The 24,574-nt window shown below is 67.7% G+C and carries 20 protein-coding genes and 2 pseudogenes; 11 read left to right on the top strand and 11 right to left on the bottom strand.

Annotated elements, in window-relative coordinates; genetic code table 11:
• Positions 1–575 precede the first annotated feature (575 nt).
• Positions 576–1,649, bottom strand: a complete 1,074-nt coding sequence (locus LXN57_RS44695; protein WP_251804394.1) for an IS110 family RNA-guided transposase — start codon at positions 1,647–1,649, stop codon at positions 576–578.
• 324 nt (positions 1,650–1,973) lie between these two features.
• Between LXN57_RS44695 and LXN57_RS44690 the strand changes: the two genes are divergently transcribed.
• The 3 genes from LXN57_RS44690 (at position 1,974) to LXN57_RS44680 (ending at position 5,185) form a co-directional block, all read left to right on the top strand.
• Positions 1,974–2,507 carry a DUF4240 domain-containing protein gene (locus LXN57_RS44690; protein ID WP_251804393.1) on the top strand — a complete coding sequence of 178 codons (534 nt, stop codon included), beginning with the start codon at positions 1,974–1,976 and terminating at the stop codon, positions 2,505–2,507.
• A 679-nt stretch (positions 2,508–3,186) separates the two neighbouring features.
• Positions 3,187–4,473 carry a hypothetical protein gene (locus tag LXN57_RS44685; RefSeq protein WP_251804392.1) on the top strand — a complete coding sequence of 429 codons (1,287 nt, stop codon included), beginning with the start codon at positions 3,187–3,189 and terminating at the stop codon, positions 4,471–4,473.
• A 31-nt stretch (positions 4,474–4,504) separates the two neighbouring features.
• Positions 4,505–5,185, top strand: a complete 681-nt coding sequence (locus LXN57_RS44680; RefSeq protein WP_251804391.1) for a DUF6461 domain-containing protein — start codon at positions 4,505–4,507, stop codon at positions 5,183–5,185.
• Positions 5,186–5,597: 412 nt separating this feature from the next.
• Here LXN57_RS44680 and LXN57_RS44675 read toward each other — a convergent pair whose 3' ends face one another.
• Positions 5,598–6,893, bottom strand: a complete 1,296-nt coding sequence (locus LXN57_RS44675) for an IS256 family transposase (protein ID WP_438872985.1) — start codon at positions 6,891–6,893, stop codon at positions 5,598–5,600.
• Positions 6,894–7,272: 379 nt separating this feature from the next.
• On the opposite strand from LXN57_RS44675, the pseudogene LXN57_RS44670 reads away from it, so the two are divergent.
• Positions 7,273–7,416: pseudogene (locus tag LXN57_RS44670) on the top strand (ClpX C4-type zinc finger protein); the annotation flags it as partial.
• 743 nt (positions 7,417–8,159) lie between these two features.
• Here LXN57_RS44670 and LXN57_RS44665 read toward each other — a convergent pair.
• Positions 8,160–8,519, bottom strand: a complete 360-nt coding sequence (locus LXN57_RS44665; protein ID WP_251804389.1) for a hypothetical protein — start codon at positions 8,517–8,519, stop codon at positions 8,160–8,162.
• A 235-nt stretch (positions 8,520–8,754) separates the two neighbouring features.
• Between LXN57_RS44665 and LXN57_RS44660 the strand changes: the two genes are divergently transcribed.
• Positions 8,755–9,174: a DUF2750 domain-containing protein gene (locus LXN57_RS44660; protein WP_251804388.1), complete on the top strand. Its 420-nt coding sequence runs from the start codon at positions 8,755–8,757 to the stop codon at positions 9,172–9,174.
• A 508-nt stretch (positions 9,175–9,682) separates the two neighbouring features.
• Here LXN57_RS44660 and LXN57_RS44655 read toward each other — a convergent pair.
• A complete protein-coding gene (locus LXN57_RS44655) occupies positions 9,683–10,069 on the bottom strand; it encodes a hypothetical protein (protein ID WP_251804387.1) in 387 nt (128 codons plus the stop codon).
• 138 nt (positions 10,070–10,207) lie between these two features.
• Entirely contained in the window at positions 10,208–11,014 is an 807-nt protein-coding gene (locus LXN57_RS44650) for a phytanoyl-CoA dioxygenase family protein (RefSeq protein WP_251804386.1), read from the bottom strand.
• 17 nt (positions 11,015–11,031) lie between these two features.
• Between LXN57_RS44650 and LXN57_RS44645 the strand changes: the two genes are divergently transcribed.
• Both LXN57_RS44645 and LXN57_RS44640 read left to right on the top strand, forming a co-directional pair.
• Positions 11,032–11,661, top strand: a complete 630-nt coding sequence (locus LXN57_RS44645) for a GyrI-like domain-containing protein (protein ID WP_251804385.1) — start codon at positions 11,032–11,034, stop codon at positions 11,659–11,661.
• A gap of 151 nt (positions 11,662–11,812) precedes the next feature.
• Complete coding sequence (locus LXN57_RS44640; RefSeq protein WP_251804384.1) at positions 11,813–12,154, top strand: hypothetical protein; 342 nt, start codon at positions 11,813–11,815, stop codon at positions 12,152–12,154.
• Between the two features lie 421 nt (positions 12,155–12,575).
• On the opposite strand, the pseudogene LXN57_RS44635 reads toward LXN57_RS44640, so the two are convergent.
• Positions 12,576–13,037: pseudogene (locus tag LXN57_RS44635) on the bottom strand (DUF4240 domain-containing protein); the annotation flags it as partial.
• Between the two features lie 222 nt (positions 13,038–13,259).
• On the opposite strand from LXN57_RS44635, the gene LXN57_RS44630 reads away from it, so the two are divergent.
• Complete coding sequence (locus LXN57_RS44630; RefSeq protein ID WP_251804382.1) at positions 13,260–14,423, top strand: DUF6461 domain-containing protein; 1,164 nt, start codon at positions 13,260–13,262, stop codon at positions 14,421–14,423.
• Between the two features lie 118 nt (positions 14,424–14,541).
• Here LXN57_RS44630 and LXN57_RS44625 read toward each other — a convergent pair whose 3' ends face one another.
• Complete coding sequence (locus LXN57_RS44625; RefSeq protein WP_251804381.1) at positions 14,542–15,093, bottom strand: EF-hand domain-containing protein; 552 nt, start codon at positions 15,091–15,093, stop codon at positions 14,542–14,544.
• 659 nt (positions 15,094–15,752) lie between these two features.
• On the opposite strand from LXN57_RS44625, the gene LXN57_RS44620 reads away from it, so the two are divergent.
• A complete protein-coding gene (locus LXN57_RS44620) occupies positions 15,753–17,939 on the top strand; it encodes an esterase-like activity of phytase family protein (RefSeq protein ID WP_251804380.1) in 2,187 nt (728 codons plus the stop codon).
• 339 nt (positions 17,940–18,278) lie between these two features.
• Here the strand turns inward: LXN57_RS44620 and LXN57_RS44615 are convergent, their stop codons facing one another.
• A complete protein-coding gene (locus LXN57_RS44615; RefSeq protein ID WP_251804379.1) occupies positions 18,279–18,692 on the bottom strand; it encodes a hypothetical protein in 414 nt (137 codons plus the stop codon).
• 131 nt (positions 18,693–18,823) lie between these two features.
• Here LXN57_RS44615 and LXN57_RS44610 point away from each other — a divergent pair, with 131 nt between their 5' ends.
• Positions 18,824–21,124 (top strand): tetratricopeptide repeat protein, encoded by a 2,301-nt coding sequence (locus tag LXN57_RS44610; protein ID WP_251804378.1) that lies wholly within the window; start codon positions 18,824–18,826, stop codon positions 21,122–21,124.
• A 142-nt stretch (positions 21,125–21,266) separates the two neighbouring features.
• Positions 21,267–21,506 (top strand): HNH endonuclease signature motif containing protein, encoded by a 240-nt coding sequence (locus tag LXN57_RS44605; protein ID WP_251804377.1) that lies wholly within the window; start codon positions 21,267–21,269, stop codon positions 21,504–21,506.
• A gap of 110 nt (positions 21,507–21,616) precedes the next feature.
• Here the strand turns inward: LXN57_RS44605 and LXN57_RS44600 are convergent, their stop codons facing one another.
• The 3 genes from LXN57_RS44600 to LXN57_RS44590 form a co-directional block, all read right to left on the bottom strand.
• On the bottom strand, positions 21,617–22,195 hold the full coding sequence (locus LXN57_RS44600; protein ID WP_251804376.1) for a hypothetical protein: 579 nt from the start codon (positions 22,193–22,195) through the stop codon (positions 21,617–21,619).
• Between the two features lie 91 nt (positions 22,196–22,286).
• Complete coding sequence (locus tag LXN57_RS44595; protein ID WP_251804375.1) at positions 22,287–22,964, bottom strand: lytic polysaccharide monooxygenase auxiliary activity family 9 protein; 678 nt, start codon at positions 22,962–22,964, stop codon at positions 22,287–22,289.
• A gap of 227 nt (positions 22,965–23,191) precedes the next feature.
• On the bottom strand, positions 23,192–24,532 hold the full coding sequence (locus tag LXN57_RS44590; RefSeq protein ID WP_251804374.1) for a M17 family metallopeptidase: 1,341 nt from the start codon (positions 24,530–24,532) through the stop codon (positions 23,192–23,194).
• Positions 24,533–24,574: the final 42 nt, after the last annotated feature.

Below are 24,574 nucleotides of genomic sequence, written 5' to 3'. Positions count from 1 at the left end.
GTCGGCTACCTTCCTGACCCAGTTAAGGTTGCTGAACCCTGGCGCGAAGTTGGCCTGAACATCAGTGACGATCTTGCTCGTACCCGCCTCGAACAGCACCTCGGCCACATTCTTAATATCGCCTGATCGCTGTTGCATTTCGGACGCGCACTTACCTGCATCGGGCGTCGGTCGTCCAGAGGGATTTTGGTGCTGTTCGGTTGATCTGGCCCGTGCTGGATCGTCTCGCTGTTCACGCTGAGCGAGTTTGTGGCGGTGGTTCGGATCTTGTCGTGGTTCGGCGGCTCCGATGATCGGGGTTTGTTCGCGCGCGTGAGTCTCGCGGGTGGTGGCGGGGTGGCAGCCAGACTTACCTATGGCCGTCGGACGGTGGTGTTCGTGTCCGCGACATGATGATTGATCGGGTGGCCCCTCGCTGGGTGCGACCGCTCATTCTCTCTTGGCCGTCCGCGGTCACCGTCGGGATGGGCGGTGTTGGTGCGGCCTGACAGTGCGTCGAGGGAGCTGGCCGCGATTGATGCCCGTCATCGTTGACGTCGGGCTGGCCGGGCCTCGCCGAGCCGGTGCGGGAGTTGTCAGCGGGCGATGGTGCTGGGCGCGGCCGGCTGAGCGACGACGGTGAACGCGTCGTCGCCGAGTCCGGCCAGGATGTGGGTGGCGTGCCGGACGATGCGCCGGGCTTGTGACAGGCAGGCCCGGTTGGCGTCGTAACGCTCTTTGACCTGGGTGTAGTAGTCGTAGCCGGGGGCGCAGGGCCGGGCGGAGGTTTTCGCGGCTTCGAACAGCAACCAGCGCAGCACTTCGGGGCCTTGCCGGGAGAGCCGGCCGGGGCTGCGTTTGCCGTCGGAGGAGTGCACGGTGATGTCCAGGCCGACGAACCGGACTGCCTTACGCGAGGACGAGAACCGGCTGGCGCCGCCGAGCCAGGCGCACAGGGCGAGCGAGCTGAGTGGGCCAACGCCGTAGATTTCGTGCATCAACGCCCGGGCGCCTTTGAGCCCTCGCGCGGTGGACAGCAGCCTGCGACGCAGCCGGTCGAGGTGATCGGCGAGAACGTCCATGACCGCGAGGGCGGTGTTGACTTGCAGCCGGCCGGAGATCGACAGCTGGTCGTCGATGATCGCCTTGAGCCGGGCCCGGTCACCGCGGACGATCCCGGCCTGTCCAGGCGCGGTGGTGCCCTGGTGGAAACAGACCGACTGGATCCGCTGTGCCCAGCCGGTGTGCTGGGTCCGCAGGTCCTGGTAGAGCTCCAGCATCGCCCGCCATTCCAAGACCTGGTCCGGCGGGATGTAACACTCCGGCAGCCGGCCCGCTATGAGCAGCTCACGCAGCAGTTTCGCGTCAGCCTTATCGGTCTTGGCCCGCCGTTTCGGGCCGCGCAGCGCGGACGTGTCGGCCGGTTCGGCCAGATGCGCGCTCACGCCGGCCTTGGCCATTTCTTCGGCGATGTAACGCCAGCCGGTGCAGCCCTCCATCGCGAACGCCACCGGCCCGGTCGTGGCCACATCAAATCGGGTTAGCCAGCCGGCGAGGTGTTCCCGGTCGGCCGGGGTGATCCGGCCGCGTTCCCACTTGCCGTTCTGTTCGTCGACCCAGTCGAATGTCAGCTGCTTCCGGTGGATGTCCAAGCCGCCTACGATCGACATTCGGGACCTCCTCAAGCTCCGTGACCATCGATGTCCAACGCAGTCAAACCTGCGTCTGAGCTGAGGAGGCCCCCGATCCCGGCGGCCGTCAATTCCACGAACGGCGTACACCTCGACTCAACCCACCGACCGTGAGCGGCCGATGCATGTCATCTCTTCTGCCGCTGAGCGTGGGGCGCCAGCCGCTGAGGTGTTCACGTCGCGTGACCGTCGGGCGCGGGTCTCAGGTGGTGCACGAGCATGCCGCAAGCCAGGCGGTCGTGGGCCTTGAACCTGGCCGGCCGTCGATGCGCGATCCGGTGCGACCCCAGTACCCTCCGGATCATGACGACTGATGGCGTTGGGCGCATCCCGACCGCCGCCGAGGAGGCTCGGCTTTGGGATCTGGTTGAGTCTGCCTGGGCCGCTTGCGGACCGGACGCGGCTAGCGCTCGCCTGGCTCTGGTCGAACGCGATCCGGCGTTGGACGGCGATAACCGCAACCTCTACGCCCTCGACACCTGGACAGACGAGTTCCTGACGCAGCTGCGAGCGCTGTGTGCCGACCTGTCGAGCGATGAGCTGACGGACCTGGACCGCGTGGTCGAGCGAAAGCTGCACGACCTCGATCGGCAAGACATACACGAGCACACCGACGGCTCGGATGACGGCTTCCTGTACTGCCGCGGATTCATCGTCGCGGCGGGACGTAGGTTCTATCTTTCGGTCGCCGCTGATCCCGCGATGGCCGTGCTTGACGCCGAATGTCAAGCGATGTGTTACTTCTTCGCACCCCTGCACAATGCGCGATTCGGATGCTATCCGGTTACCGGCTCCAACATATCCAGAGAATCTGGGCGCAACCCACACGGATGGTGAGCTATCGCCGATCTCGGCAGCCGGTGCGCAAGATTCGCGGATCTCGTTATTTCGATCGACCGATGGATGCGCTCTCATGGCACCCCTCGTTCGCGGTCTTCGGGAGCTCCCGACGGTGGGGACTGTGGTTCCCGATCACCTTTGCATGCGGTCGCCTGCGTGTACTCAGACGCTGCTCTGGTCGGTGCTGCGCGGGTCGCTGACCCGGTGAGTGGTGTAGATGTGGCCGCTAAGGGCGGTTTCTCGCCGGCCTGGCTTTGTTCAATGCGATGTCGAGCGTGAGGCCGGTGCGGTCGAGGTCGGCACAGATCACCTCGGGGGCGTCGTTGATCTCGGCGATTAGCACGGTAACCGCAGCCTCATGTCTGCGGCAAAGGCGAAGAGGCCGTTTTCATTCCGTTATCACCGGCGATCGCCCGCGTGATTGACCAGGCCATCAGGGGCGAACGCCAAGGGTCGGCCCTGAGTGCCGCTGTCGGCCGACGGGCGGCGTGCGGCCACGCCGCCTCGACACTGCTGGTCCGTAATTGGTCGATAGCTGAGTGTGATCGTTGTCTCACCGAAGTGATGGTCATCGATGTTAGCGTGCCTTTGCGGAGGCTTCCTCACCCGCCTTGTCGGCCACGCTCGTCCTGGCCGGACTACGCCTCCGTGCGTGCCGCCGACTGGGAAAGGTGCCATGTCGCTTTCACACCGCTTCTCCACCGCAACTCTCGTCCTCGTCGCCTCGCTGGCGGCAATCGTCGTCCCGACCTCGGCGGCAGCGGCCGCAGGGCCCGCCCATGGCAGGTTGCTGGCCGTCCTCGCCCCCGAGCGACCGCCCGCGCCGACCGCGATCACCGCACCGGTTACCGCGGAAACCGGTCCGCAGTGCACGCCCACCCCGAGCGGCTCCCGGGAACGTCGGGCCGGCGGCGTCGCCTTCTGCGTCCGTACCGACAAGAGCGCCCCTGGCTCGCTGAGCGCGGCGGGCATCGCCGCCGCCGACTCGTTCACGTGCTCGGTAACCGGCACGAATCAGATGCAGTATCAGCGTTTCGAGTCCTGCCTGAAGATCACCGTGTCTGGCACGCTGGTCAACTCCAATGGCGCCCCGATCGGCACCGCTACCCTCAATTTCGTCAACAGCGTCATGCTCAACGCGACGACCTCGGCGTTCGAGCAGCAACTCACCGCCACTGTGGCGGCGACAACCGGTTCGGTGAGCCAGGTCGCTGTCAGCCTCACCGCCTCGTGCACCTCGGCCTGCACGACTACCAAGGCCAATCCCTGGACCGGTGTGAAGCTGCTGTCGCGGGGCCAGTCCGCCACGGGCACCGTCACCCATTCCGAAACTCTGGCCAAGGGCGCCCAGGACAGCTTCCTGCTGCGCTACAGCGCGTTCATCACTGTGCCCAACGCGATCCCCGCCCAGCCGACAGCTTCCTGGGACGGCGTCGTCAACCTGCGCTGTGACAACATCGTCGGCAACACCGCCGGTTGTGTGTACCCGGGTGCCCAGCCCGATCTGCAGTTGTCCGTGGCGACGTACAAGGCCGCCGCCATGACCTACCTCTGGGCGCAGACGTACCTACCGGACGCGTGGGGCGACGGCACACCGCTGCGGCGTCTCGCCGACGAGAGCGCCGCGAACGCCAACCGGAACAGGACATGTGAGGACGGCACCTTCGTCAGGCTCCCGGATCCTCCGGTGCCGGACGACTCCTGCGACGAGTTCCCCTTCGCCGCCACCTACGAGGGCGGCACCGTGGGCTCGCTGTGCGCCGATATCGCCGTCATTCCGGAAGACGGAACGTGGCAGGTCTACGAAGCCAACCCGAACAAGCCTGTCACCGGCACCGAGAAATGCGTCCGCGGCCACGTCACACTTTTCGACAACACCAACGCCGGCGGTGAACTCGGCCGCTTCACACCACGCGTCCGGCTGCTCGACCTCGACAAATACACCCTGACCATCGTCCCCTGACCCGTACCGCGCCCCTCGATATCCTCAAGACATGGACACCGATTGGGCGTGGGCGGCGCAGAGTTACTACCCCGGCTTCTGCCTCACCTTCGTACGCGAACGGGACCCCGCCGCCGTGGCCAACATGCTCGGCGGCGGGCCCCTGGAAACCATGACGGCCGCAGAAGCCGACATGGCGTTCCCGCTGTCACTGCGGGGTTCCTTGTTGCGCTGCGGCACGGTCACATCATGGGCCTACTGCTACGAAGACCGAGCCCCGGTAGCGTTCCAGCCTTCGCTCTACCAGCGCCTGTCAGAAGGCACGGAACTGGTTCAAGTCATCAAAAGCGGCGACGGCATGCGCATCGCACGCCGGGTAGTGAACGGCCAGCAGACCGAACAGTTCGAGCCGCGGCAGGGGGCAGACAACCGCGGCAGCGGGCCCGCCATTCTGCTGCCCCATCTCGAACACCTGCTGACCGCGAATCCGAACATGAGCATGCTGGTGGCCGTACTGCAGGCTGTAGGTCGTCATGTCGGAGCCGTACTGACACGCGACGTCCTGGACGGCCCATTGGCAACCACGTTCAGCACCCATACCGAAACTGCTCGCCCCGCCCCGGTCACAACGCGCCCGCCTGGACTCGGCCGGCACCTGGGCGGTTTCACCATCGCCGGGCAACCGCTCAACCGGCGGAACAACATGGACGATGGCCAGCAACAACCCGGCTGACCAGAAAGACCAACGTCGACTACGCGGACGAGCCACACCTGGTCGCGTCACTTCGATAACCAGGCGGCCACGGCCGGCTTATCCGGCAAGGAACTCTGTCGCGGTCTGACCAGCTACGGATGCACGTTTCCCGACGACGTGCTGGCCCTTCGTTGTCATCTCGCCTTGGCCCTGCACAGCGCCAGCGCCGATCGACAGCTCCGCCTTACGAACCCGAACCCATGGAACGGTTCAACCGTCGCAACCAATCCGCAACAGAGACCGCGATATCTGTCGCGGAGCTCTCGATTGCCGTCAAGCGACGTCGCTCGAAGCGGTACCCGATCTCGATGAGAATCGGCGAACGAGTGCATTGTTCTGCCGCTGTGCGTGCTCGTGGGACTTTCCCAAGATCGGTGTTTTCGGCTCTTGATCAGTAGGTCTCGGCGGCCGGCCAGCGGTCACCGAAGGTGATGGCGAAGGCGTTCAGCACAGGCTTCCAGCGCATCGTCCATCGGGCGCGGCCGGCCCCGGTCGGGTCCAGGCTGCGGGTCACAAGATACAGACACTTCAACGCGGCCTGCTCGCTCGGGAAATGCCCGCGAGCGCGGACCGCGCGCCGGTAGCGCGCGTTCAGCGATTCGATGGCATTCGTCGAGCAGATGACTCGGCGGATTTCGACGTCGTAGTCGAGGAACGGAATGAACTCGTTCCACGCGTTACGCCACAACCGGATCATCGCCCGGTATTTCGTGCCCCATTTCTCTTCCAGGTCGTCCAGCGCGGCCGCCGCCGCGTCGGCGTTGACGGCAGTGTAGATCGGCCGGATGTCCCGTTTGATCGCGTCGGCGTCCGCCCGCGATGTCAGCCGGAAAGTATTCCGGATCAAATGAATGATGCAGGTCTGCACCACCGCTTCCGGCCATACTGCTTCGACCGTGTCCGGTAGTCCTTTCAGTCCGTCGCAGACGACGAAGAAAACGTCCCGCACGCCACGGTTCTTCAGGTCGATCAGGACGCTCATCCAGAACTTCGCGCCCTCGCCGCCCGAGCCGGCCCACAGGCCCAGGACGTCCTTGCGGCCGTCCACGGTGACCCCGATGGCCGCGTAGATGGGCCGGTTGGCGACCTGACCCTCGCGGACCTTGACGACGATAGCGTCGATGAACACCGCCACGTACACGGCGTCCAGCGGCCGGGTCGACCATTCGGTCATCTCGGCCACGACTTTGTCGGTGATCCGGGAGATCGTTTCCTTCGACACCGACGCCCCGTAGATCTCGGCGAAATGCGCGGAGATCTCCCCGGTCGTCATCCCCTTCGCATACAGCGACAGGACGATCTCGTCGACCTCGGTCAGCCGGCGCTGCCTTTTCTTGACGATCTGCGGCTCGAACGTGCCTTCCCGATCTCTCGGCACCTCGATCTGCACTTCACCGGCCGCGTCCGAGATCACCGTCTTGCCGCGGCTGCCGTTACGCACGTTCGTCGACTCGCGGCCCGGCTCGGCCTGGTTCTTCTCGTGACCGAGGTGCTCGGTCATCTCCTCGTTCAACGCCGTCTCGAGCACATTCTTGGTGAACAGTTTCAGCAACCCGTTCGGACCGGTCAGCTCCAGCCCGCGGGCTTTCGCCTCGGCCACCATCGCCGCCGCAGCGGCCTGCTCCGGCGACAGCTGCCGCCCGTCACCATCGGTCTTCTTCCGTGGACTCACAACGTTCGATGTCATCACTCACGGTGCCCATCCCGCCAGGTCTTCAGCCCGGCGTGTCGGGCCGAAAACACCGCTCCCGGCACAGTCCCGTGCTCGTCGATCATTGAGTGGCACCGCGTCTTCCCTACGCCTTCAAGGTGGCCCTCTGGGCCGCACGTGAACCAGTTCGCCGGCCGAGCGCACCTTGCCGCTGCGTTCACGGCGCGGACCGGCGGTGACTTGTGCGCCATGTGCCGCAGATGCCGAAGCCCCGCGCTGACGGGGAGCCCGGCGTTGTGGGGCTGGCTACCGACCTCTGTCGACGTAGTAATCGCGGGTGCCTTGCATCGGACAAGTTGTCAGGGCTAGCCTGACGCGTGTCAGGGCCAGCCTGACACGCGTTGGGAGGATACGGATGACCGCTAAGACTCCATCCCGCGAGCTTTTGGAGCAGCGATGCTCCTTCTGCGGCAAGTGGCCAAACGAGGTCGAGCAGCTGATTGCCGGACCGGGACCGGCCATCTGCGATGAGTGTGTCGGCCTCTGCAATGACGTTCTCGCCGGACGGCGTCCGGATGGAATCCCTTCCTGGGATGATCAGTCCGACGAGGAACTCACCGCAACGATGGTGCGGATATCGTCGCTGCGGATTCAAGTTGATGAAGCCGTCGGTCGGGTCGCCCGCATCTTGCGCAGCCGTGGAGTGACTTGGGCGTCAATCGGGGGTGCACTCGGAATCACCCGACAGTCCGCCTGGGAACGCTTCTCCGGCGAGGACTGACAAGGAGAGCCAGCCTCCCGCGGCCCTGCCGGGGCGGCCAGCCGGCCCCCGTTCCAACGGCATACCTCCGGCGGGCGCTCGAGGAAGCCCTCCCGCCGCCCGCCGGAGGCAATTAGACGGGGTCGGCTCGGTTCAAGCGGTGGAGCGTGCTTGCTCCGATTGAGCCGATCAAGACAGTGACATCGGCGGTCACCGCTAGCGTTCGGGTGGCTGATCCTGCCAGGCGCGCTCAAGCAACCGTGTGGCTTACACTCCACGATCGCGCCCCCTCGGGGCAGCACAGCCCATATCCGGATCTGCCGCAGACAAACGCGGAGCGTACTAGTGTGCTGGTGGCGCGTTGCCCGTCGGTTTTCGTAGCGGGATCCGTGCAGGAGCACCTCGGCGCTGACGAGATCAGCACTCTCCCGCACTCAGCCGCCGCTGAGGTCGCTGCGGCAGTCTGGGCCGTCACCGGTCCGGGCGCGATGAGCCGCGGCAGCGTGGGCGGTCCGGAAATGGGCCGGCGCAGCACCGTGCTGTCAGTGGTTCGGGGTGCGCACCACGGTGTCGAGCTGCCCGTCGCGGTCTGTGTCGAGGTAGGTGAGCTCGGGCACCCCGTCACCGTCGAGGTCGAGCTGCACCACGTCGGCGATGCCGTCACCGTCGAGGTCGGTGACCACCTCAATCGATCCGTCCGAGCGCCGGCTGACAATCGAATTGGCGGTGGTGGCGACCCGGCCTGCCGGTCCGGGGATGGGCGGCGATCCAGGCGCGGAGGATGGTAGTGGGCCGGGCCGGCTGGCGTACGCCCCGACCGGGCCGTCGGTGCCGGACGGATCGATCTCCTCTTCAGAGGGGTAGACGTCGCCGTGCCAGGCCGGATCAGGATAGGTACTCATCTCCTTAAGGTTCCCTGACGGAGCCGGCGGTAACCGTCGGCGCAGGTAGAAGCACACCGCTGTGCCGAGCACCGCGTCAACCCGGTCGCAAGGGTCGTACGCCCGAGCCTGGCAGACCGTTTGACCAGTACCAGAAGATCACCTCGCGATAAGTCCAGAACACGCTGCCGCAACGTTGTTTGGTGCACGGATCTGCCGCGATCCGCGCGCGTTGCGGCACTGATCAAGTCAAGAGATGCTGAACGGCCAGGCGGTGCTAGCCTCACGGCCTGTGAGTCAGAGTGGGAGTCAGGCGGCTGCGTTCTTCACGGAAGTCGCTCGCGACGGCGTCGTCTGGTACGTCACCGGAGAATCGGGCAGTCCGGCTCCCGAGGGTGACAGCGGCGAACGTGCACTGCCCTACTGGTCCTCCCAGGCTCGCGCTCAACGAGCAGTCGACATCTGGGGCGGCGGCTTGCGCGTCGTTTCCACCTCGTTGGCAACCTGGCGAAGCAAACACCTTCCGGAGCTGGCCGACGATGGTTACCGCATCGGCGTCAATTGGACGGGCTCGCGACTCGTGGGCTGGGATTTCGAGGTAGCCGAGGTGATTAATCGGCTGGATTCTGTCCTCTGCACGGGTCCATACTCCGACGACAGTGGAACTTCGAGCTGAGGTGCAGTCACCGCGTTGAAGTCTCAACGCTCGAGAATCTCAAAGTGCCGAGCACTCATCTGCCGCATGTAAGGCGCGGTTACGACGCCCTGTTGCGCCCAAGATCACGGAGTGTCAGGTGAGGGGTGGCCGGTCGATGACTTCGACGTACATGATCAGGTTGTCGGCCACATCAAGGACGAGCATGCCCGGCCGGTCCGAGCTGAGGCCGACGTTTCGGTGGCCGGGTCCGTAGGTGCCGTCCGGTGGAGCTGCGTGTAGAGGCTTCGGCAGAAGGCGTCGCGGCAGTCACATTGCTGGAGGATTCGGAGGTTGGTGATCTGTTCAGCCAGGTCGTCCTCGTCTGCATCGTCGGAGCGCGCCCGCAAGTTCTGCTGCGAGTCGTGGCCATCGGTCGCTGGCCAGTGCCGGCTCTTCGTGCGTCATCGCCGGAGCCGGTAGCCGGTGGGACCCTCTTCGTCGCTCTCATTTCCGCCGCGCCTGTGCGGGTGCCTGGAATTGGTTACGCTCAGTCGGTCGCCGGCTCGGCGTCGGCTCCGTCGAGGCGCAACTCGGCGACGAACTCGGAGAAGGTTTCGGCGACCGTTCGCCAGGCGTACGGCGCTGCTGAGCTGGCCCACACATCGCTGGCGACAACGCGTGGATCAGATGAACTCGCCCGGTAGTCGAGCGCGATCGCGGTGTCGTCACCGGCGTACTGCGCTATGGCGATGAAGAAGGCCCGGTCGACGTCGAGCCAGGGGAGTTCGACCGGACCGGTTGCCGTGGGTTCTCGCGCGAATCGGAACAGCTCCGCCGTTTCGTGGTCCTGGATCAGGCGGTCGAGCGACTGCGACTCCCGCTCCATCTGCTCGGTGCTGCCGAGAAAGTCCAGCGGATCGTGGAACCACGGCATGACCCGAGCGACAGCAGGCCCGCCCGGATGGTTCCATCTCCCCTCCCGCAGGAGAACGAGTAGCAGGTCAGGAACAACGAGACCACGGACTCGGATAGTCGTCCTGCACGCTCATCCTTCGTGGTCGCCGCGGACTCCTCACCGTCTCGTCGAGTATCCGCTTGTAGCCGCGGGGGCATCCTGTCCGAGACCCCGACGGATGGCAATTTCTACGGGTGAGTATGCGCCGTCGACCCGCTCCAGTTCGTACGGTGCGGCTGGCATCAGCGGCGGTTGGGCCATGAAGCGGGGACCCGTTCCGTGGTGCGGTTGCGCCGCGTGCACCAGGAATGGGTGGCACAGGAAGACGTCGCCCGGAGATCCGGTGGCGAGGGCGAGCGGCCGGCGCTCGGACGCCGCCGCCAGATCGGGCGCAAGGGTCAGTCCGCTCGCTCCGTCCTCCCCGTATCTTTCCAGCACCTTCGGCACGTCGAGGTGTGAGCCGACCCGGATCCGGGTCGGAGCGTCCTTCTCACCGACCTCACTGAACAGGAACAGCATCAGCAGGGCCCGGCCGCGGGAGCGCACATTGGTGAAGTACCAGCTCTCGCCTTCCGGCAAATAGCTGCCCTCGATGTGCCAGCCCGCGTCGTCCGGCTCCTCTTCGTGCGGGAAGCGCAGCGGGAAGGTACCCAGCGAGTAGCGCGGCTCCCAGCGTCCCCGCCCGACGAGCAGGTCGTACGCGTGATGGAGGAACGGGGAATTGGGAGCGGCGGCGAACGGCCCTTGCGCCATGCCAGGCACCCAGTGCACGGGTTTCGTCCACGTCGCCGGATCGTCCGGGTCGCAGCCCGTCTCCCGCCACAGGAGCCGCGCGCAGTCCGCTGCCACGCGTGGTGCGACGGCGCCCTCCAGCTTTACGAAGCCGTCGCGAAGAAAACGGGATACCAAGGCCGTGTCATCCATGCCCCCATCGTGCGACGGTGCCGGACTCGATCACCCGACATTTTCCGCACCGCTTTTGTCGGGTGCCCACCCGTGCGCTGCGACCAAGGTTGACGTCGGCCAGACGCTTGATGATCTCGGCACTCCGTCTGACCGTCGAAGGGAGCGAACGCGTGGACACCCGCATCGTCGACCGTTCCGAGTTCCGGCTCGCGGGGCACGCGGCCCGCGTCCGGCTGGTCCGTCAAGGCATCAACCCGCAGATGGAACGGCACGTCACCGCGCTGCCAACAGAGGAGCACCTGCGCTTGAAGGCGCTCGGCAACACCGAGCCGAGTGGCCTGCTCGCGGTCAGCGACGGCCTCGACCCCGACTACGCCGAGGGCAGCGAGCTGACCTACCTTCACGGGGTCGCCGTGTCCCCAGGTAATCCGGTCCCCGAGGACCTCGACATCATCGAAGTTCCGGCCGGCAGATGGGTGGTCCTCCGGACCACGGGGCCGCATCCGCAGATTCTGCAGAAGGCCTGGGCCGCGACTGCATCCGCCTGGTTCCCGTTCAACCCGTGGCGTCTGCGGCCAGGTCCGGAGATCGTCGCGGTGCTTGAGCCTACAAAGGACTTCAGCGCCGCGACCTGTGAGCTCTGGCTGCCCGTCGAACCAGCGTAGAGATCTGGCGAGCATCCAGACAGCATCAGAGTCCGGCCCGGCGGCCAACGGGTGGCCCGGCCGCGGGAACCGAGCGCGAATGTCCGGATGTCTGCCGCCGTCCGTGCTCGGTGGTCGGGAGCCCGCAACTCACGGCGAGTAGCCTCTGGTAGTGGCCGAGCCTGACGTCCTGGACATTTCCCAACTGTCCGCTGGGCTCTTCGTGGAGTACCTGGGTCCTACGGAGAACGGCCCCGATGTCACGATGGTCCACGCCGGAGATGCGGAACCCTTGTGCGATCGCCTGTGGCACGGACACCCCGGCGTGATCTCCGAGCCGATGCCACAGCATGTCCTGGTCACCTGGGCCGGACTTGAGGAGGCGGTCGCCAGTTTCGCGGTCGGATTCAGTTGCGACGACCAGGGCTCCTACCGCGGTCTGGGAGTGATCTCCGCCCTGGAGTACGAAACGCGGCGTACTCGGACTCTGGATGGCAAATCACCGACGGGCTGACGGATCTCTCTGCGCGGCGGGCGCCGCGCACGTTTGCCACTGACAATGCGCGACCGACGCCGCTGGTTGTCTGACGGTCCGCGCTCTTACTCTGCGGTTCGCCTCGGTGACCGGGACGTGGCGGTGTGGTTCGCCGTCAGTAGCTCGAGGGTGTCCTGGTGGCCACCGGCTTCGGCCTACTCGGCTGCCGTGCGGCCGGAACCAAAGGCGTCGTCCCGCCCGGACCGGCCATGTTCGGATCAGCGCCGTCACGCATGAACCCGACGACACGCTCGACGCCGGCCCAGCCCGCCGCCGTGAGGCGCTGCTGCAACTTCTTTCGGCGACGCCTGTTCACCGCCCTATGGTGATCGAGATTCCCTTCACGATCCGCCGTTACCGGCGATGGGAGTGGTTGGCCGAGCGGCGAACCGTGATCGGGTCAGCGAAGCTCAGCACGACCTAGTTCAGGATGGTCACGCCGGAACGCGGCCAGCCGGGGGAACAGTCGGCGGACAGCGGCCGGATCGCCGAGATCCACGCGTTCACCGAACAGATCCTCCGGCCCGTCGGGATCGTGGCCGAACGGCCAGGTGCCGCTCACGATGATGTGCGCCTCGATGATGAACTCGTCGAACCAGCCGGCGCGGGCGTTGCCCGCGTCGCCGGCAAGATCTGCCAGGCTGTCCGGATCACGCACGATCCGCCTAACCATCGTCCGACCGTACGAGATGATCCAGTCCTGAACATGGCACAGGCCCTCCTCCTCGACCAGGCCGAGCAGCAGGCAGGCCGCGTCGGTAACCGGCCACGAGTACAGGCCCGATCTCACCCGCTCCCAGATCCGGACGAACTCGATGACCTCGGCTACCTCGAGCAACCGGAGACGACGGAACAGGACACGCGCGGTGAACTCGGTGCCACGACGTAGATCTCACCGGTGCGCGCGCTCATGGCCGCCGATAGTGCGCGCATGGCCGCGGCACCTCGTTACCTTGCGTGGCTTCGGGTCTGCGGATGTCTTGATCTGGAGAACCGAGTTGTCGCCTCGTGACGCTGCTGGGTTCGTGCAGCTGATTTCCATGTTTCCTGTCCGGGTAGGGCGGCGGGACGGCAAGCTCGATCTGTGGATTCCGCGGTGGGAGACTTTCGGTGGTTCTCCCAGGACTTGGCGCTGGGTTTGGACTTCTGCCTGACCTTCGTCCGGGCTTCCAACCCGGGCGAGGTACTGGCTCGGCTCGGCGGCGTCGCTCCGATCGACATCCGGGGAAGCGCGAACCTGCCAGCCGCGGGTGATCTCGATCCCGGTAACGGACTGGCGTTCCTGGCGGTGGCCGATGTCGGCGGATGGACCATGATCGTGGAGCCGAACGGTTCCTTCTGCCTCGATGAGCAGGTGGTGCAGGCGTTATCCGCTGACGGTGAACAGGTCACGTTCTACCAGAGCGAGCACGCCAAGCCCCAGTTCCTGTGGGCGGCCGGCGGTGACGTGCGGGTGGCTTTCTGCCCGGCAGGCGACGACAGTCGGTCAGGCAGCGATCCGCATCGGCTCGACGAAGTGCTCGCCGAGTTAGGCTTCGGCGCGCAGGACGATGAGGAATTCCCGGCGCGGACACTCGCGCTGATGCACCACCTGACCGGCGTGCGGCTCACTCCTACCATGCTGGAGAACGTGGTGTTCCGATGCGCGTTCGCCCCGGATCCGCTCGGCACTCAGATCGATCCGGACGTGCTCGCGCAGGCGCAGGACGATGTGGCCGACGCCGCGTCCGGGTACGACCCGCTCGACGACCCGTGGTCGATCTACGGCATCCGCGACCCCCGGGTCAAGGCCACCGGCAAGGCAGGGCTCTGGGTTGCCAGCCACGACCAGGACTTGGCAGTCGGACTGGCGCTCGCGGATCCGCGCCTCGTGCGGGCGGCCGTCGGATGGATGCGCGACTGGGCTTTTGCGAAGGCCGAGCTGCTGAACCAGCCCTGGTTCACGCCGCTTCGTGACGCCCTCGAGCGTGGGGAATCGATTGCGACCGGCGACCGAGAGGCCGCCCGGCGCCGTCTGACACCGGCTCCGGACCCAGTCTTGTATACGGCAGGGGAGCAAGCGCCGCTCGGCTGGCGCCAAGAACAGGCCTTCTCCCTGATCGACGGGACACTCCCGCAGTCGCCGGTGGCGCAGTTCGCTGACGCGTTCCGTGCCGCCCTGATGGTCGACATCTCCCACGACGGTCGCGCGCTCGCCGAGCTGCGCCAAGCATTCCCCGAGCTCTTCGCCGACGCAACCGATCAATGACCACATCCGGATCTGCCGCCGAGTTCGCGCCGACTGCGGCGAGGTTGGAGTCACGAGGCCTTGCCGACTAGGCCCAAGCTGACGTGCCGGCCGGCGCCCTTCCGGGGAGCTCGGCGATTCAGCGTTCGATGCGGCCGAAGAAGAGGCTGGCGGGCGAGTCGAGCTCGGGTGAGGTGAAGAAATCCCGGATCGCCCCGATGAATTCGCCGCGGCTGATCCGCCCGTCGTCATCGGTGTCCAATTCGAGGAAGACGTTCAGCGCTTCGAGGTCCGATACACCCCATGCCTCCAGGAAAACCTTGTACTCCGGCTTGCTGATGGCGTCGTCCGCGTCGGTGTCCATCACGTCGAAGATCGCCTGCGGGACCACATCGGCCATGGTGAACCGGCTCCTGTCGGCGCCCGCAGCCTGGTTCGCAACCACGAACTGCTCTTTCGACAGCCGATCGACGCCGTTCACATGCCGCAGCAGTTCCGACCAGTACATCTGATAGGCGGCTCGGAGCGCATGCGCCCGGCGGTCCTCCGCCGCGATGCCATATCCGTTCAGGTAGCGACCAATCAGCTGCTCATAGTCGCTCCAGTCGACAAATCCGTCCCGGTCGGTGTCGCTGGCCCCGAACAGATATTCCAGCTTCACGGCGAGCGGATCATCAGCGCCATCGGTCATCTGTCCAGGCCCTCCGGATGCATGGTCTGTTAGCAACCTACCCCAGAATCGACGAACGGAGCCTTCGCCCCCGCCGTCCTCCTTCGAGGCGGCGCCGACGTCCCGGAGTGCGGGGCCGTGGTATCAGCCGAACTGCGATGCGGATCGTTCTTGTGGCGCCAACCTGGTTTCGCGCAGGGCGATCGGCGCGGGCCCTTGCTCGACGCCACCATCGCGCTGTCCTCATCGATGCGCCAACGTCCAACGATCCGCGGCCAGTCATCCACATACGAGAACTCGGCGGCGCATCCGCCTTCGGGCGGCCGGTTTCGGATGCGACCCGGGTGGTCCGTAGCCCGGCCTGGAGGTCTGCGCCGAACAGCGGTTGCTGGACGACGGTCTCGTACTGCTTCGCCTCAGCCGAGAGAACTACTCGCGCTGATCCCGGGCCCTTGCCTGCATGAGTTTCGGTCACCCGGGCGAGCGTGACGCGATGATGGAGGTCCAGGCTCACCTCATCACGCGCCACCAGGAACGCGCCGATGCACAAGACCACCGCCGCACCGCAGCGATATCAATGGGAACAGCCAACCGTACGGTGGGAAATTGTTCACTGCGTGGTGACCATCGAGCGGGAACGATGGCACGCTGCGTTCCCGCCGTTGCTGCACGGTATCCACGTGACGACAATCGCACGACAGGTAAGGGCGGCCGCTGCAGCGACCGTCGTGATCTCAGCGCTGGCGATGGCGCCGGCCTCGTCCGCCGCGGCGGGCACGCAGAAGTCCTGCGGGCCGGACGCGTCGCTGCTCGGCTTCTCCGACGCGCTCGACAAGACGACGTTTCAGGGCACCCAGGTTGCCGGGCTGTCGGCGCTGGCGCTGACCCGGGGCTCGCGGGCGCTCGCGCTGGTCGACAACATCGGCGCCACCCCGGCCCGGATCTACGACGTGGACTTGGCCAGGAAGGCCGTCCGCGGTGTCACCTTCTTGACCCGGCCGGACGGGACGGCGTACACGGGAACTGACTTTGACGGTGAGGGGCTGGTGGTCGAGCGGTCCGGGCGGACCGTTCTGGCCAGCTCCGAACGGGAGCCGTCGATCCGGCGGTTCCGGCTCGCCGATGGCCGGGAGATCGCCTCGCTCCCGGTGCCGGTGCGGTTCCAGGTGACCCCTGCCGGTCAGGCGGCGGTCAACCAGACCTTTGAAGCGCTGGCCGCCACCCCGGATCACCGGGTGCTCTATGCCGGCATGGAAGGTCCGCTGGCCGGTGACGGTGACGGGCATCGGATCATCCGGTACCAGAAGGACAGGCCGGTCGCCCAGTACGCCTACCGCACCGATCCAGCCCTGGGCCTGGTCGAGCTGGTGGCGCTCGGCGACGACCAGCTGCTCGCGGTGGAGCGCGGCTTCACCGCCGGTGCCGGCAACACCGTTCGGATCTATCGGGTCTCGGCGACCGGAGCGCCCGACGTGACCGCCGTCGAGTCACTGACCACGCTGACCGATCCCCGCGCCTGGCTCGGCAAACAGCTGCTGGTCGACCTCGTGAACTGCCCGCCGTCCGGCGCGACCGCGAAGCAACCGCAGCCCAACCCGCTGCTCGACAACATCGAGGGTGTGGCGCTCGGTGAGCGGCTGCCCGGCGGTCGTCGCGCGCTGCACCTGATCTCCGACGACAACGGCAGCGCCACCCAGGTCACCCGGCTGTACACGCTGGCCGTCACGATCCGCCCGGAGGCGACGCTGCGGGGCCGCGCGATCCTGTCCGCGACGGCCTACCAGCCGGGTCCGGTCTCCGGCACTCAGCTGGCGCCCACCCCGGTCAACGGGATCACACCGCCGTTTCCGGGCCAGCCGATCCCCGGTTTCTCCGCGGTGATCCCGGCCAGTACCGGTGACCAGTCCGGCCGCCACCTGCTCGCCATGCCGGACAACGGCTTCGGCGCGAAGAACAACTCGGCCGACTTCCTGCTCCGCGCGTACCGCATCGACCCGGACTACCGCACGCACAAGGTCAACGTGCGCGGCTTCATCAGCTTCCGCGACCCGGACCGCAAGGTGCCGTTCCCCATCGTCAACGCGGACACCAGGGACCGGCTGCTGACCGGCGCCGACTTCGACATCGAGTCGCTGGCCCGCGACTACCGCGGTGACCTGTGGCTGGGGGAGGAGTTCGGTCCGTACCTGGTCCGCACCGACCGCAGCGGCAAGGTGCTGCAGGCACCCATCCCGCTGCCGGACGGCGGCAAGTCACCGCAGTCGCCGGACCTGGCGCCGGGGGAGACCGCGACCGTGCCGGCCAGCCGTGGCTTCGAGGCGGTTGCGATCAGCCGGGACGGCAAGACGCTCTACCCGATCCTCGAGGGCGCCCGCACCGACGACGCCGACCAGCGCCGCCGGATCGTGTACGAGTTCGACGTGCGCGCCAACCGCTACACGAGCCGGACCTGGACGTTCCGCGTCGACGACCCGTCCCTGGTGGTGGGGGATGCCGCGGTGCTGGACGGCCGGCGGCTGCTGCTGATCGAACGGGACAACGCGATGGGCCCGCAGTCGGTGGTCAAGCGTCTGGTCGTCACGGACCTCGACGCCGCTGACGCCTCCGGTGTCCTTCCGCGGCGCACCGCGGTCGACCTGATGCGCGTCGCCGACCCGTCCGGCGTGTCCACCCCGGCCCGCCCGAACGAGTACGGCGTCGGTCCGCTGTTCTCGTTCCCGTTGCAGTCGGTCGAATCGGTCCTGCCGCTGTCCGGCGACAAGGTGCTGGTCGCCAACGACAACAATTTCCCCGGCAACGACGGCCGCATCCCCGGCCGTGCCGACGACACCGAGCTGATCGTCGTCGACGTGCCCGGACTGCGTTAAGACATCGGAGGGGAACGGGCCCGAGGAGTGCCGCGCACTCACGACGGCCCGTTCCTCGCACTGCACGGCTCCCAACATCGGTTTGCTGCGGGGATCGCCAGAATTCACTGCATGTCGTCTGATCTGCCGTCGAGCGTTCGCGTTGGCCGCAGGACAGCGGTGACGCGGCGTCCGACAGATTCTCCTCGGCCCGCCGTCCGGATCCGATGAGAGGGCATTTGACATGCCGATAGGGCCGCCCAGATGACAGAGGTCTTCCCCGGGTTGTGCGTACGGCCGGCAGCCTAGAAAGCGGCGGGCCGGGCGCCCCACCCGACCCGCCGCCCCTCTCCGCCGGAATCACGCGCAGTGGGGGCCGTCGTCGACGTCGAGGCCTGGCCCGGTCCAGGTCATGACGAGGCGCAGGCAGGCGTTCTGCCGGTCGGCCTGGAGGAGCCGGTCGATGGCGTAGAAGCCGAACACCGGGACCACGACGCCGCATACGCCCATGGCGACCGGGTTGCCGAGCCTCGCGCACCCCAGGGTCGCCATCAAGGTGACCGGCAAGTCGCTGGTCCGGTCCCACTTCCGTACCGTGGCGGCCAGGTTGTGCGTGGTCTGCCGGCTGACGTACACCTCGGTCCCGGACCAACTCGTGACCACCTGAGACGAGCCCGCGTCCCGGGGAGCCGCGGCGGCGGCCGGACCGCCCACCACGGCCGTCCCGGCGACGACCCCAGCGGTCGCCGCGACCAGCAATTTCGTCCAGCGCATCGGTGCCATCCCTTCCTCGCCTGAATGTCTGCCGAGGATGTTGCGGGCCGAACGGCGCGCGTGGCGCCGACTCCGGATCATGCCGGACTACTCCGGACGACGGACGAGCGCGCGTGGGAGACCATGAAGGGATGACGGCACTGCAGTCGTTCTGCCAACGATTGAAGCTCCTGCACTCCGAGGCGGGCGGACCGGCGATCGCCAAGATGGGCGCTGACCCGGCGATCGGGCTCAGCCGTGCACAGATCTATGCCGTGCTCGGTGGAGACATCCGCCGGCCACCGGACTGGGATTTCGTCCGGCGTTTCGTGACGGCCTGTGTGGCCCATGCCCGACAGCACGGAAACACGATCAGCGTTCCCGCCGACGTCGAAGAGTGGCGGTCCGAGTACCGCAGACTGTTCGAACAGCCCGGTCCCACCGCCGAGGAGCCCCGCGTTCCCCGCCAACTTCCCGCGCCGCTGCCCACCTTCGCCGGCCGCGAGGTCGAACGCCTGCGGCTCGACAAGCTGATCGAGGACGGGGAGGGTACGCCGCCGGTGCGTGTCGTTGTCATCGAGGGCGCGGCGGGCGTCGGCAAGACCCAGCTCGCCGAGTACTGGGCCAACCAGGTGGCCGATCGATTCGCCGGTGGGGTGTTCCGGCTCGACCTCAACGGGTTCGGCCGGTCGGGCAAGCCGGTGCGGTGGGCGGTCGCCTTGCGCGGGCTGCTCAGAACGCTGGGCGTCAGCCCGGTGCCGACCGGCCAGGAGGATCGGCTCAACGAATACCGCACCATCACCAGCGACCGGAGTCTGCTCGTCCTGCTCGACAACGCCGCCGACGCCGAGCAGATCCGGCCGCTGGTGCCGGCCGGCCCCGGATCGCTGGTGCTCGTCACCTCACGGCGGCAGCAGACCGGCCTTCAGGTGCGCGGCGCGACCGTGATCAGGCTCGAGGTGCCCCCGGAGGCCGAGGCCCGGCGCATGCTGGCCGCCTACGTGGCCGACGACCGAGTCGTCCGCGAACCCGACGCGGTCGGCGACATCCTCGGCCTCTCTGGCCGGCTGCCGCTGGCTCTGGCCATCGTGGGCGCGTACGCGGCGAACCAGCCCGGTGAGACGCTGGTCGCCGTCGCGCAGCGGTTCGCCGTCGGCCTGCCCGCCTTCGACACCGGCGACGACGACACCAGGCTCCCGGTCCTGCTCGACTGCTCCATCCGCACGTTGAGCGAGGCCGACCAGCGTGCGGTACATCTGCTGGGCGTCCACCCCGGACCGTCCGTCGACGTCGACGCCGCTGCCGCGGTGATCGGGACCTCCCGCGCCGAGGCGGAGCGATGCCTCGGGCAGCTCACCGCCGTCAACCTGATCGGCCGGCGAGCGGACGGCCGGTTCGGGGCGCACGACCTGGTTCGTGATCACCTGGCGGATCTGTCCGACCGCCTGCCCGCGGCCGAGAGGGACACCGCGGTCCGGCGCCTGTACGACTACTACCTGCACACCGCCGTCACCTGCGCCTCCCGGTCGCGTAAGCACCGGCAGCCGATGCCGCTCGAACCGGTCGCACCCGGTGTGGAGATCCCTTCGGTGTCCAGCCCCGAAGCGGCGAGGGCCTGGCTGACCGATGACTACGACGTGCTGACCCGGCTGATCGCCAACGCCCGTCACCGGCGGATGGGCGGCCACGGGTGGCGACTGCTGGCCGCCCTGGCCGACCATTTCGACTGGCAGGGCCTGTGGGATGACTGGATCGTCGCCGCGCGGGCGGCGGAGGAGGCCGCGGCGGACGTCGGCGACCGGCCCGGGGTCGCGCGATCCCGGCGGTCCCTCGGCCGCGCGCTCGCGCGCACGCGAGCCTTCGGCGAGGCGGAGCGGGAGTTGCGCGCGGCGCTGGACCTCTACCGGTCACTGGGCGACGCCGACGGGCAGGCCCGCCTGCACCACGACCTCGGCGCGCTGCTCGACGAGCAGGGCGAGTGCGAGCGTTCGTTGCACGAGAGCAAGCAGGCGCTCGCCCTGATCGAGCCGGCCGGCTCGTCCCCCGAGTTGGCCGACGTGCTGACGGCGGTGGCCTGGGTGTCCTTCCGCCTGAACGACTACGAGGACGCCATCCGCTTCGGCGATCAGGCGCTCGCGCTCCAGCGGGAGTTCGGCTTCGCCCGCGGCCAGGCCGCCGTGCTGGACACCCTCGGCGTCGCCCACGGCGAACTCGGCGACGTCACCCGAGCGCTGGAATGTCTCAAGCAGGCCGCCCAGCTGTGCAAGCAGGAGGCCGACCTGCCCGGCGGCGCGGCCGTCGACGAACACTTGGGCGACTGGCACCATCGGGCAGGCGACCGAGCTTCCGCCATCGAGGCTTGGCGCGCGGCCGCCGACGCCTTGCGCATCCTCAAGGACCCGCATGAGGCCGACCTGCGCCGGCGTATCGCCTCCGAGGTGGTTGAGTTCTAAATCCATGCTGTCAATGGTCGTACGCGATGAGTGATCTTGGTTTGGGTGCGTTGATCAGCAGGCTTGGAGTGATGGCTTCCACGAGCCGCGCGGGGCACGACCACCTGACAACCAGCATGCCGCCAGGACAGCCGCCACCGATGTGACCAATGGACCGCTTGACTGGGCGGACGCCCATCACATCATCGCCCGGACCGACGGCGGCCCCACCGCTCTGGAAAATTTGGCTTTGCTCTGCCGTCACCACCATCGTCTGATCCATCACCCCACCGCCGGGTGGCAGATCCGCCTCGGCGCTGACGACAGACCCGACTTCATCCCGCCGGCCGACATAGGCCCCGACCGGCATCCGCGGCGCAACCTCTACCACCTACGCCAATAGGCGCGAATAGGCCAGCGGCCCCGGCTGTGCGGTGTGCCGGCGAACCGCGCCGCCACAACCTGGAGGACCCGGCCGCCCTCAACGAGCGGCTGCTCCCGTTCGGCAAGCGGCTAAGCCAGGCTGGCTGCGGTGTCGTAGCGACGGCGCAGGTCGGCCATCTCGGAGGGGGCCAGGGCTTCCTTCGACGCCAGCTCCGCGTACTTGGGCGGGAACATCTGGCGGAGCCGGTCGGCGAACTTGACGTCCTCGGTGGCCTCGACCACCTGGATGCCGGGCGGGCTGGTGCCGAGATCGAGGATCACCGGGCCGGCCAGTTTGACTGCCACGTCCCACGGGCGCTTCTGTTCGGCGACGCCGCAGAGGTGGAAGCCGTAGACGGTACGCACTTCGGCCAGCGTGGTGGCCTGGGCGGGCTCATGGCCGTACGCGCGGACGCCGCAGATCACCGCGGCCGGCGTTGCCTGCTGGGCGGCAGCATGGCCGGCGTGGTTGTGCTGTTCGGGGTCCGACTGTTCGAGAGTGCCTCGCATGAGGGTCGCGATCTGCGAATTCAGGTCCGGCGCCTTCGCTTCCGGTGCTTCCGGGTACGCCAGGACGGCCGCTCCGGCCGAGGCCACGAGCAGGATCGCCGCCGCGCCCACGTACCGGTTCCGGAGCCGTCCGGCCAGGCCTTTCCACGGCACTGTCATCGCCTCTTCCTGGGGCCGGGCCGGCCCAGGACGTCCGTTCGTGTCCTGGGCCGGATGGCGTCGCGTCGATCAAGAATCAAATGAGCGTCGATCAGGTGAAGTTGACGTCGCTGCACCACATGTAGGCCTGGTCCAGGTGCGAGGCCTGCCAGATGACGAAGACGATGTGGTGTCCGGAGTATCCGGAGGTCGAGACGTTGAACGAGATGTTCTGCGAGGGGGCGTAGCGGCCCGTCTGCGTGATGAAGTCGAGGTTGCCCCAGCCGAGGCTCTGGGTGGCCGGGTTGAACCCCTGCTTGCTGACGTAGACCCGGAAGTAGTCGGCGCCGTGACTGGCCTGGTCGTACAACTTGACGGAGAAGTTGCTGCCCAGGTTGGTGGTTCGCCAGGCGCCGGGCTGGTTCAGGCTGTTGTTGCGGGTGAGGCCGTTGCTGCACAGCTGGCCGTCGGGGGTGCGGGCCTGGAACTGGCCACCGAGGCCATCCCGCAGGGCGCTCATCCAGTTCCACATGGTGTCGGGGTTGGCCTGGAACGCCTGGTAGCACATGGGGTCCTGCTGCTGCATGGCCGGATTCATGTGCTGGCTGCCCCAGGCCTGCCAGCACTGGTAGGCGCGTGTGGCCGGGCCGACGATGGTGCCGTGGGCCTGGGCTGCGCCCGGCGCGGCCAAAAGGCCGGCCACCAGGGCGAGTAACGCGATGAGGGCCTGGACGGGCCCGCGGACGGCTGAGCGTTTCTGCCGGGATTGACTGGAATCGTGTGGACGCACGGTTCCTCCTCCATTCTGCGGCATTCGGGGGAGTGGGAGCGCTCCCACCCATGCTCGCACCGATGTGCACAGATATCAACCGTTGTCTATTCAACCTTCGCGGTGTGACCCTCGGACGATGGACGACAGGCGGAGCTGTCCGAGGACGCCTGAGCCTTGGCTCTCGGCATCGCCCGCCCCGGTCCCGTGGCGACGGCGTTGTGGCTGTGCGGCCCTGTTCGCGCACCTCAGGCGCGGGTCAGCAGCTCCAGCAGGGTGCGGGCGCCGAAACCGGTCGCGCCGTCGATCGAGGCGTTGCCGGACCAGGCCGGGCCGGTCATGTCGCAATGCGCCCAGGGGACTGTGCGGGGGACGAATTCGCCCAGGAACAAGGCTGCTGTGATCGCACGGCCCGAGTCGTGCAGGGGATGGTTGCGTACGCCGGAAGGGGTTCTCACCTGGTGGAGGTAGCGCTCGTCGTAGGGCAGGCGCCACAGCGGCTCGCCCGCCCTCGCGCCGGCCGCGAGGAACTCGGTGGCGGCATCGTCGTCGCGGGCCAGTACGGCGGCGATCTCGGGGCCCAGCGCGATCTCGGCCTGGTAGGTCAGGGTGGCCAGGTCGACGAGCAGACGCGGGGCCGAGTCGGCGGCCAAGGCCAGCGCGTCGGCCAGGATGACGCGGCCCTCGAAGTCGGTGTCCAGGATCTGGATTTCGGTGCCGTTCCAGGCGGTGACGACGTCGCCGGGACGGACGGCGCCGGGGCCGGGCAGGTTCTCGGCGAAAGGCAACACCGCGCGTACGGGAATCGAGCAGCCCGCCCGGCGCAGAGCGGCCATCACGGCGAGCACGGTGACCGCGCCCGCGACGTCCAGGCGCATGCTCTGCATGGCTGCGGGCGACTTGAGCGACAGTCCGCCGCTGTCGAACGTGATCCCCTTGCCGACCAGCGCTATCTCGGGGGCGCCGGCCTCCGGCAGATGGTCGAGCGTCACCAGATACGGGCCGTCGGCGGAGCCGCCACCGATCGCGGCCAGGGCGCCGAAGCCCTGCGCCCGCACCTCGTCAGGACCGAGCACGGTGCAGGTCAGACCCGCGTTCTCGGCGATGCGGGCCGCCCAGCCGGCCGCGGCGCTCGGGGTGAGCAGGTTGGCCGGCGCGCTGACCAGCAGCCGGGCCAGACGCGCGACGTCGGCCGCCAGTTGCCCGCGCAGCGCGGCCGGCAGTTGGGGCCCGTCGACGAGCAGGGTGACCGCGGCGCCGGGCGGGGTGCCGGTGATCAGCCCGTCGACGATCGGGCCGGTCAGCTCGGGCGGGGCCGACACGGTCACGGCGTCGCCGTCCCGCAGGCGGGCCCCGGCGGCGATCGCGGCCCGCCGCGCCGACTCCGGGGTCGGGGAAGCGCCGAGCTCGACCAGAAGCGTGTCGCCGCGGACGTCCGGCGACCACCCGCCGGAGGGCACTGACGGCACGAAATCGATGCGTCGGCCGGTCCGGCCCGCATCGACGGTCACCGGTCCGGTGCCGGATACGACGGCATCGACGGCGGCCGCGATCTCGGCCGTCCGGTCCCGCTTGTCGGTGCTGGTCACAGGGCCTCCCAGGGGGTCACCGGTTTCGGGGCATCCTGCCCG

The sequence above is a fragment of the Paractinoplanes hotanensis genome (assembly GCF_023717965.1).
In the GTDB taxonomy this organism is placed as follows: Bacteria; Actinomycetota; Actinomycetes; order Mycobacteriales; family Micromonosporaceae; genus Actinoplanes; species Actinoplanes polyasparticus.
Note: the sequence above shows the minus strand (reverse complement) of the source record. Positions and strands in the feature narration are given on the sequence as shown.

Bases quoted from the DNA above. Each gene is read 5' to 3' on its own strand.
- LXN57_RS44650 (WP_251804386.1), bottom strand. From the start codon at position 11,014: ATGGATGACACGGCCTTGGTATCCCGTTTTCTTCGCGACGGCTTCGTA.
- LXN57_RS44615 (WP_251804379.1), bottom strand. From the start codon at position 18,692: ATGCGCTGGACGAAATTGCTGGTCGCGGCGACCGCTGGGGTCGTCGCC.
- LXN57_RS44690 (WP_251804393.1), top strand. From the start codon at position 1,974: ATGACGACTGATGGCGTTGGGCGCATCCCGACCGCCGCCGAGGAGGCT.
- LXN57_RS44600 (WP_251804376.1), bottom strand. From the start codon at position 22,195: ATGACAGTGCCGTGGAAAGGCCTGGCCGGACGGCTCCGGAACCGGTAC.
- LXN57_RS44680 (WP_251804391.1), top strand. From the start codon at position 4,505: ATGGACACCGATTGGGCGTGGGCGGCGCAGAGTTACTACCCCGGCTTC.
- LXN57_RS44675 (WP_438872985.1), bottom strand. From the start codon at position 6,893: ATGACATCGAACGTTGTGAGTCCACGGAAGAAGACCGATGGTGACGGG.
- LXN57_RS44625 (WP_251804381.1), bottom strand. From the start codon at position 15,093: ATGACCGATGGCGCTGATGATCCGCTCGCCGTGAAGCTGGAATATCTG.
- LXN57_RS44660 (WP_251804388.1), top strand. From the start codon at position 8,755: ATGCTGAACGGCCAGGCGGTGCTAGCCTCACGGCCTGTGAGTCAGAGT.
- LXN57_RS44685 (WP_251804392.1), top strand. From the start codon at position 3,187: ATGTCGCTTTCACACCGCTTCTCCACCGCAACTCTCGTCCTCGTCGCC.
- LXN57_RS44655 (WP_251804387.1), bottom strand. From the start codon at position 10,069: ATGCCGTGGTTCCACGATCCGCTGGACTTTCTCGGCAGCACCGAGCAG.
- LXN57_RS44610 (WP_251804378.1), top strand. From the start codon at position 18,824: ATGACGGCACTGCAGTCGTTCTGCCAACGATTGAAGCTCCTGCACTCC.
- LXN57_RS44665 (WP_251804389.1), bottom strand. From the start codon at position 8,519: ATGAGTACCTATCCTGATCCGGCCTGGCACGGCGACGTCTACCCCTCT.
- LXN57_RS44695 (WP_251804394.1), bottom strand. From the start codon at position 1,649: ATGTCGATCGTAGGCGGCTTGGACATCCACCGGAAGCAGCTGACATTC.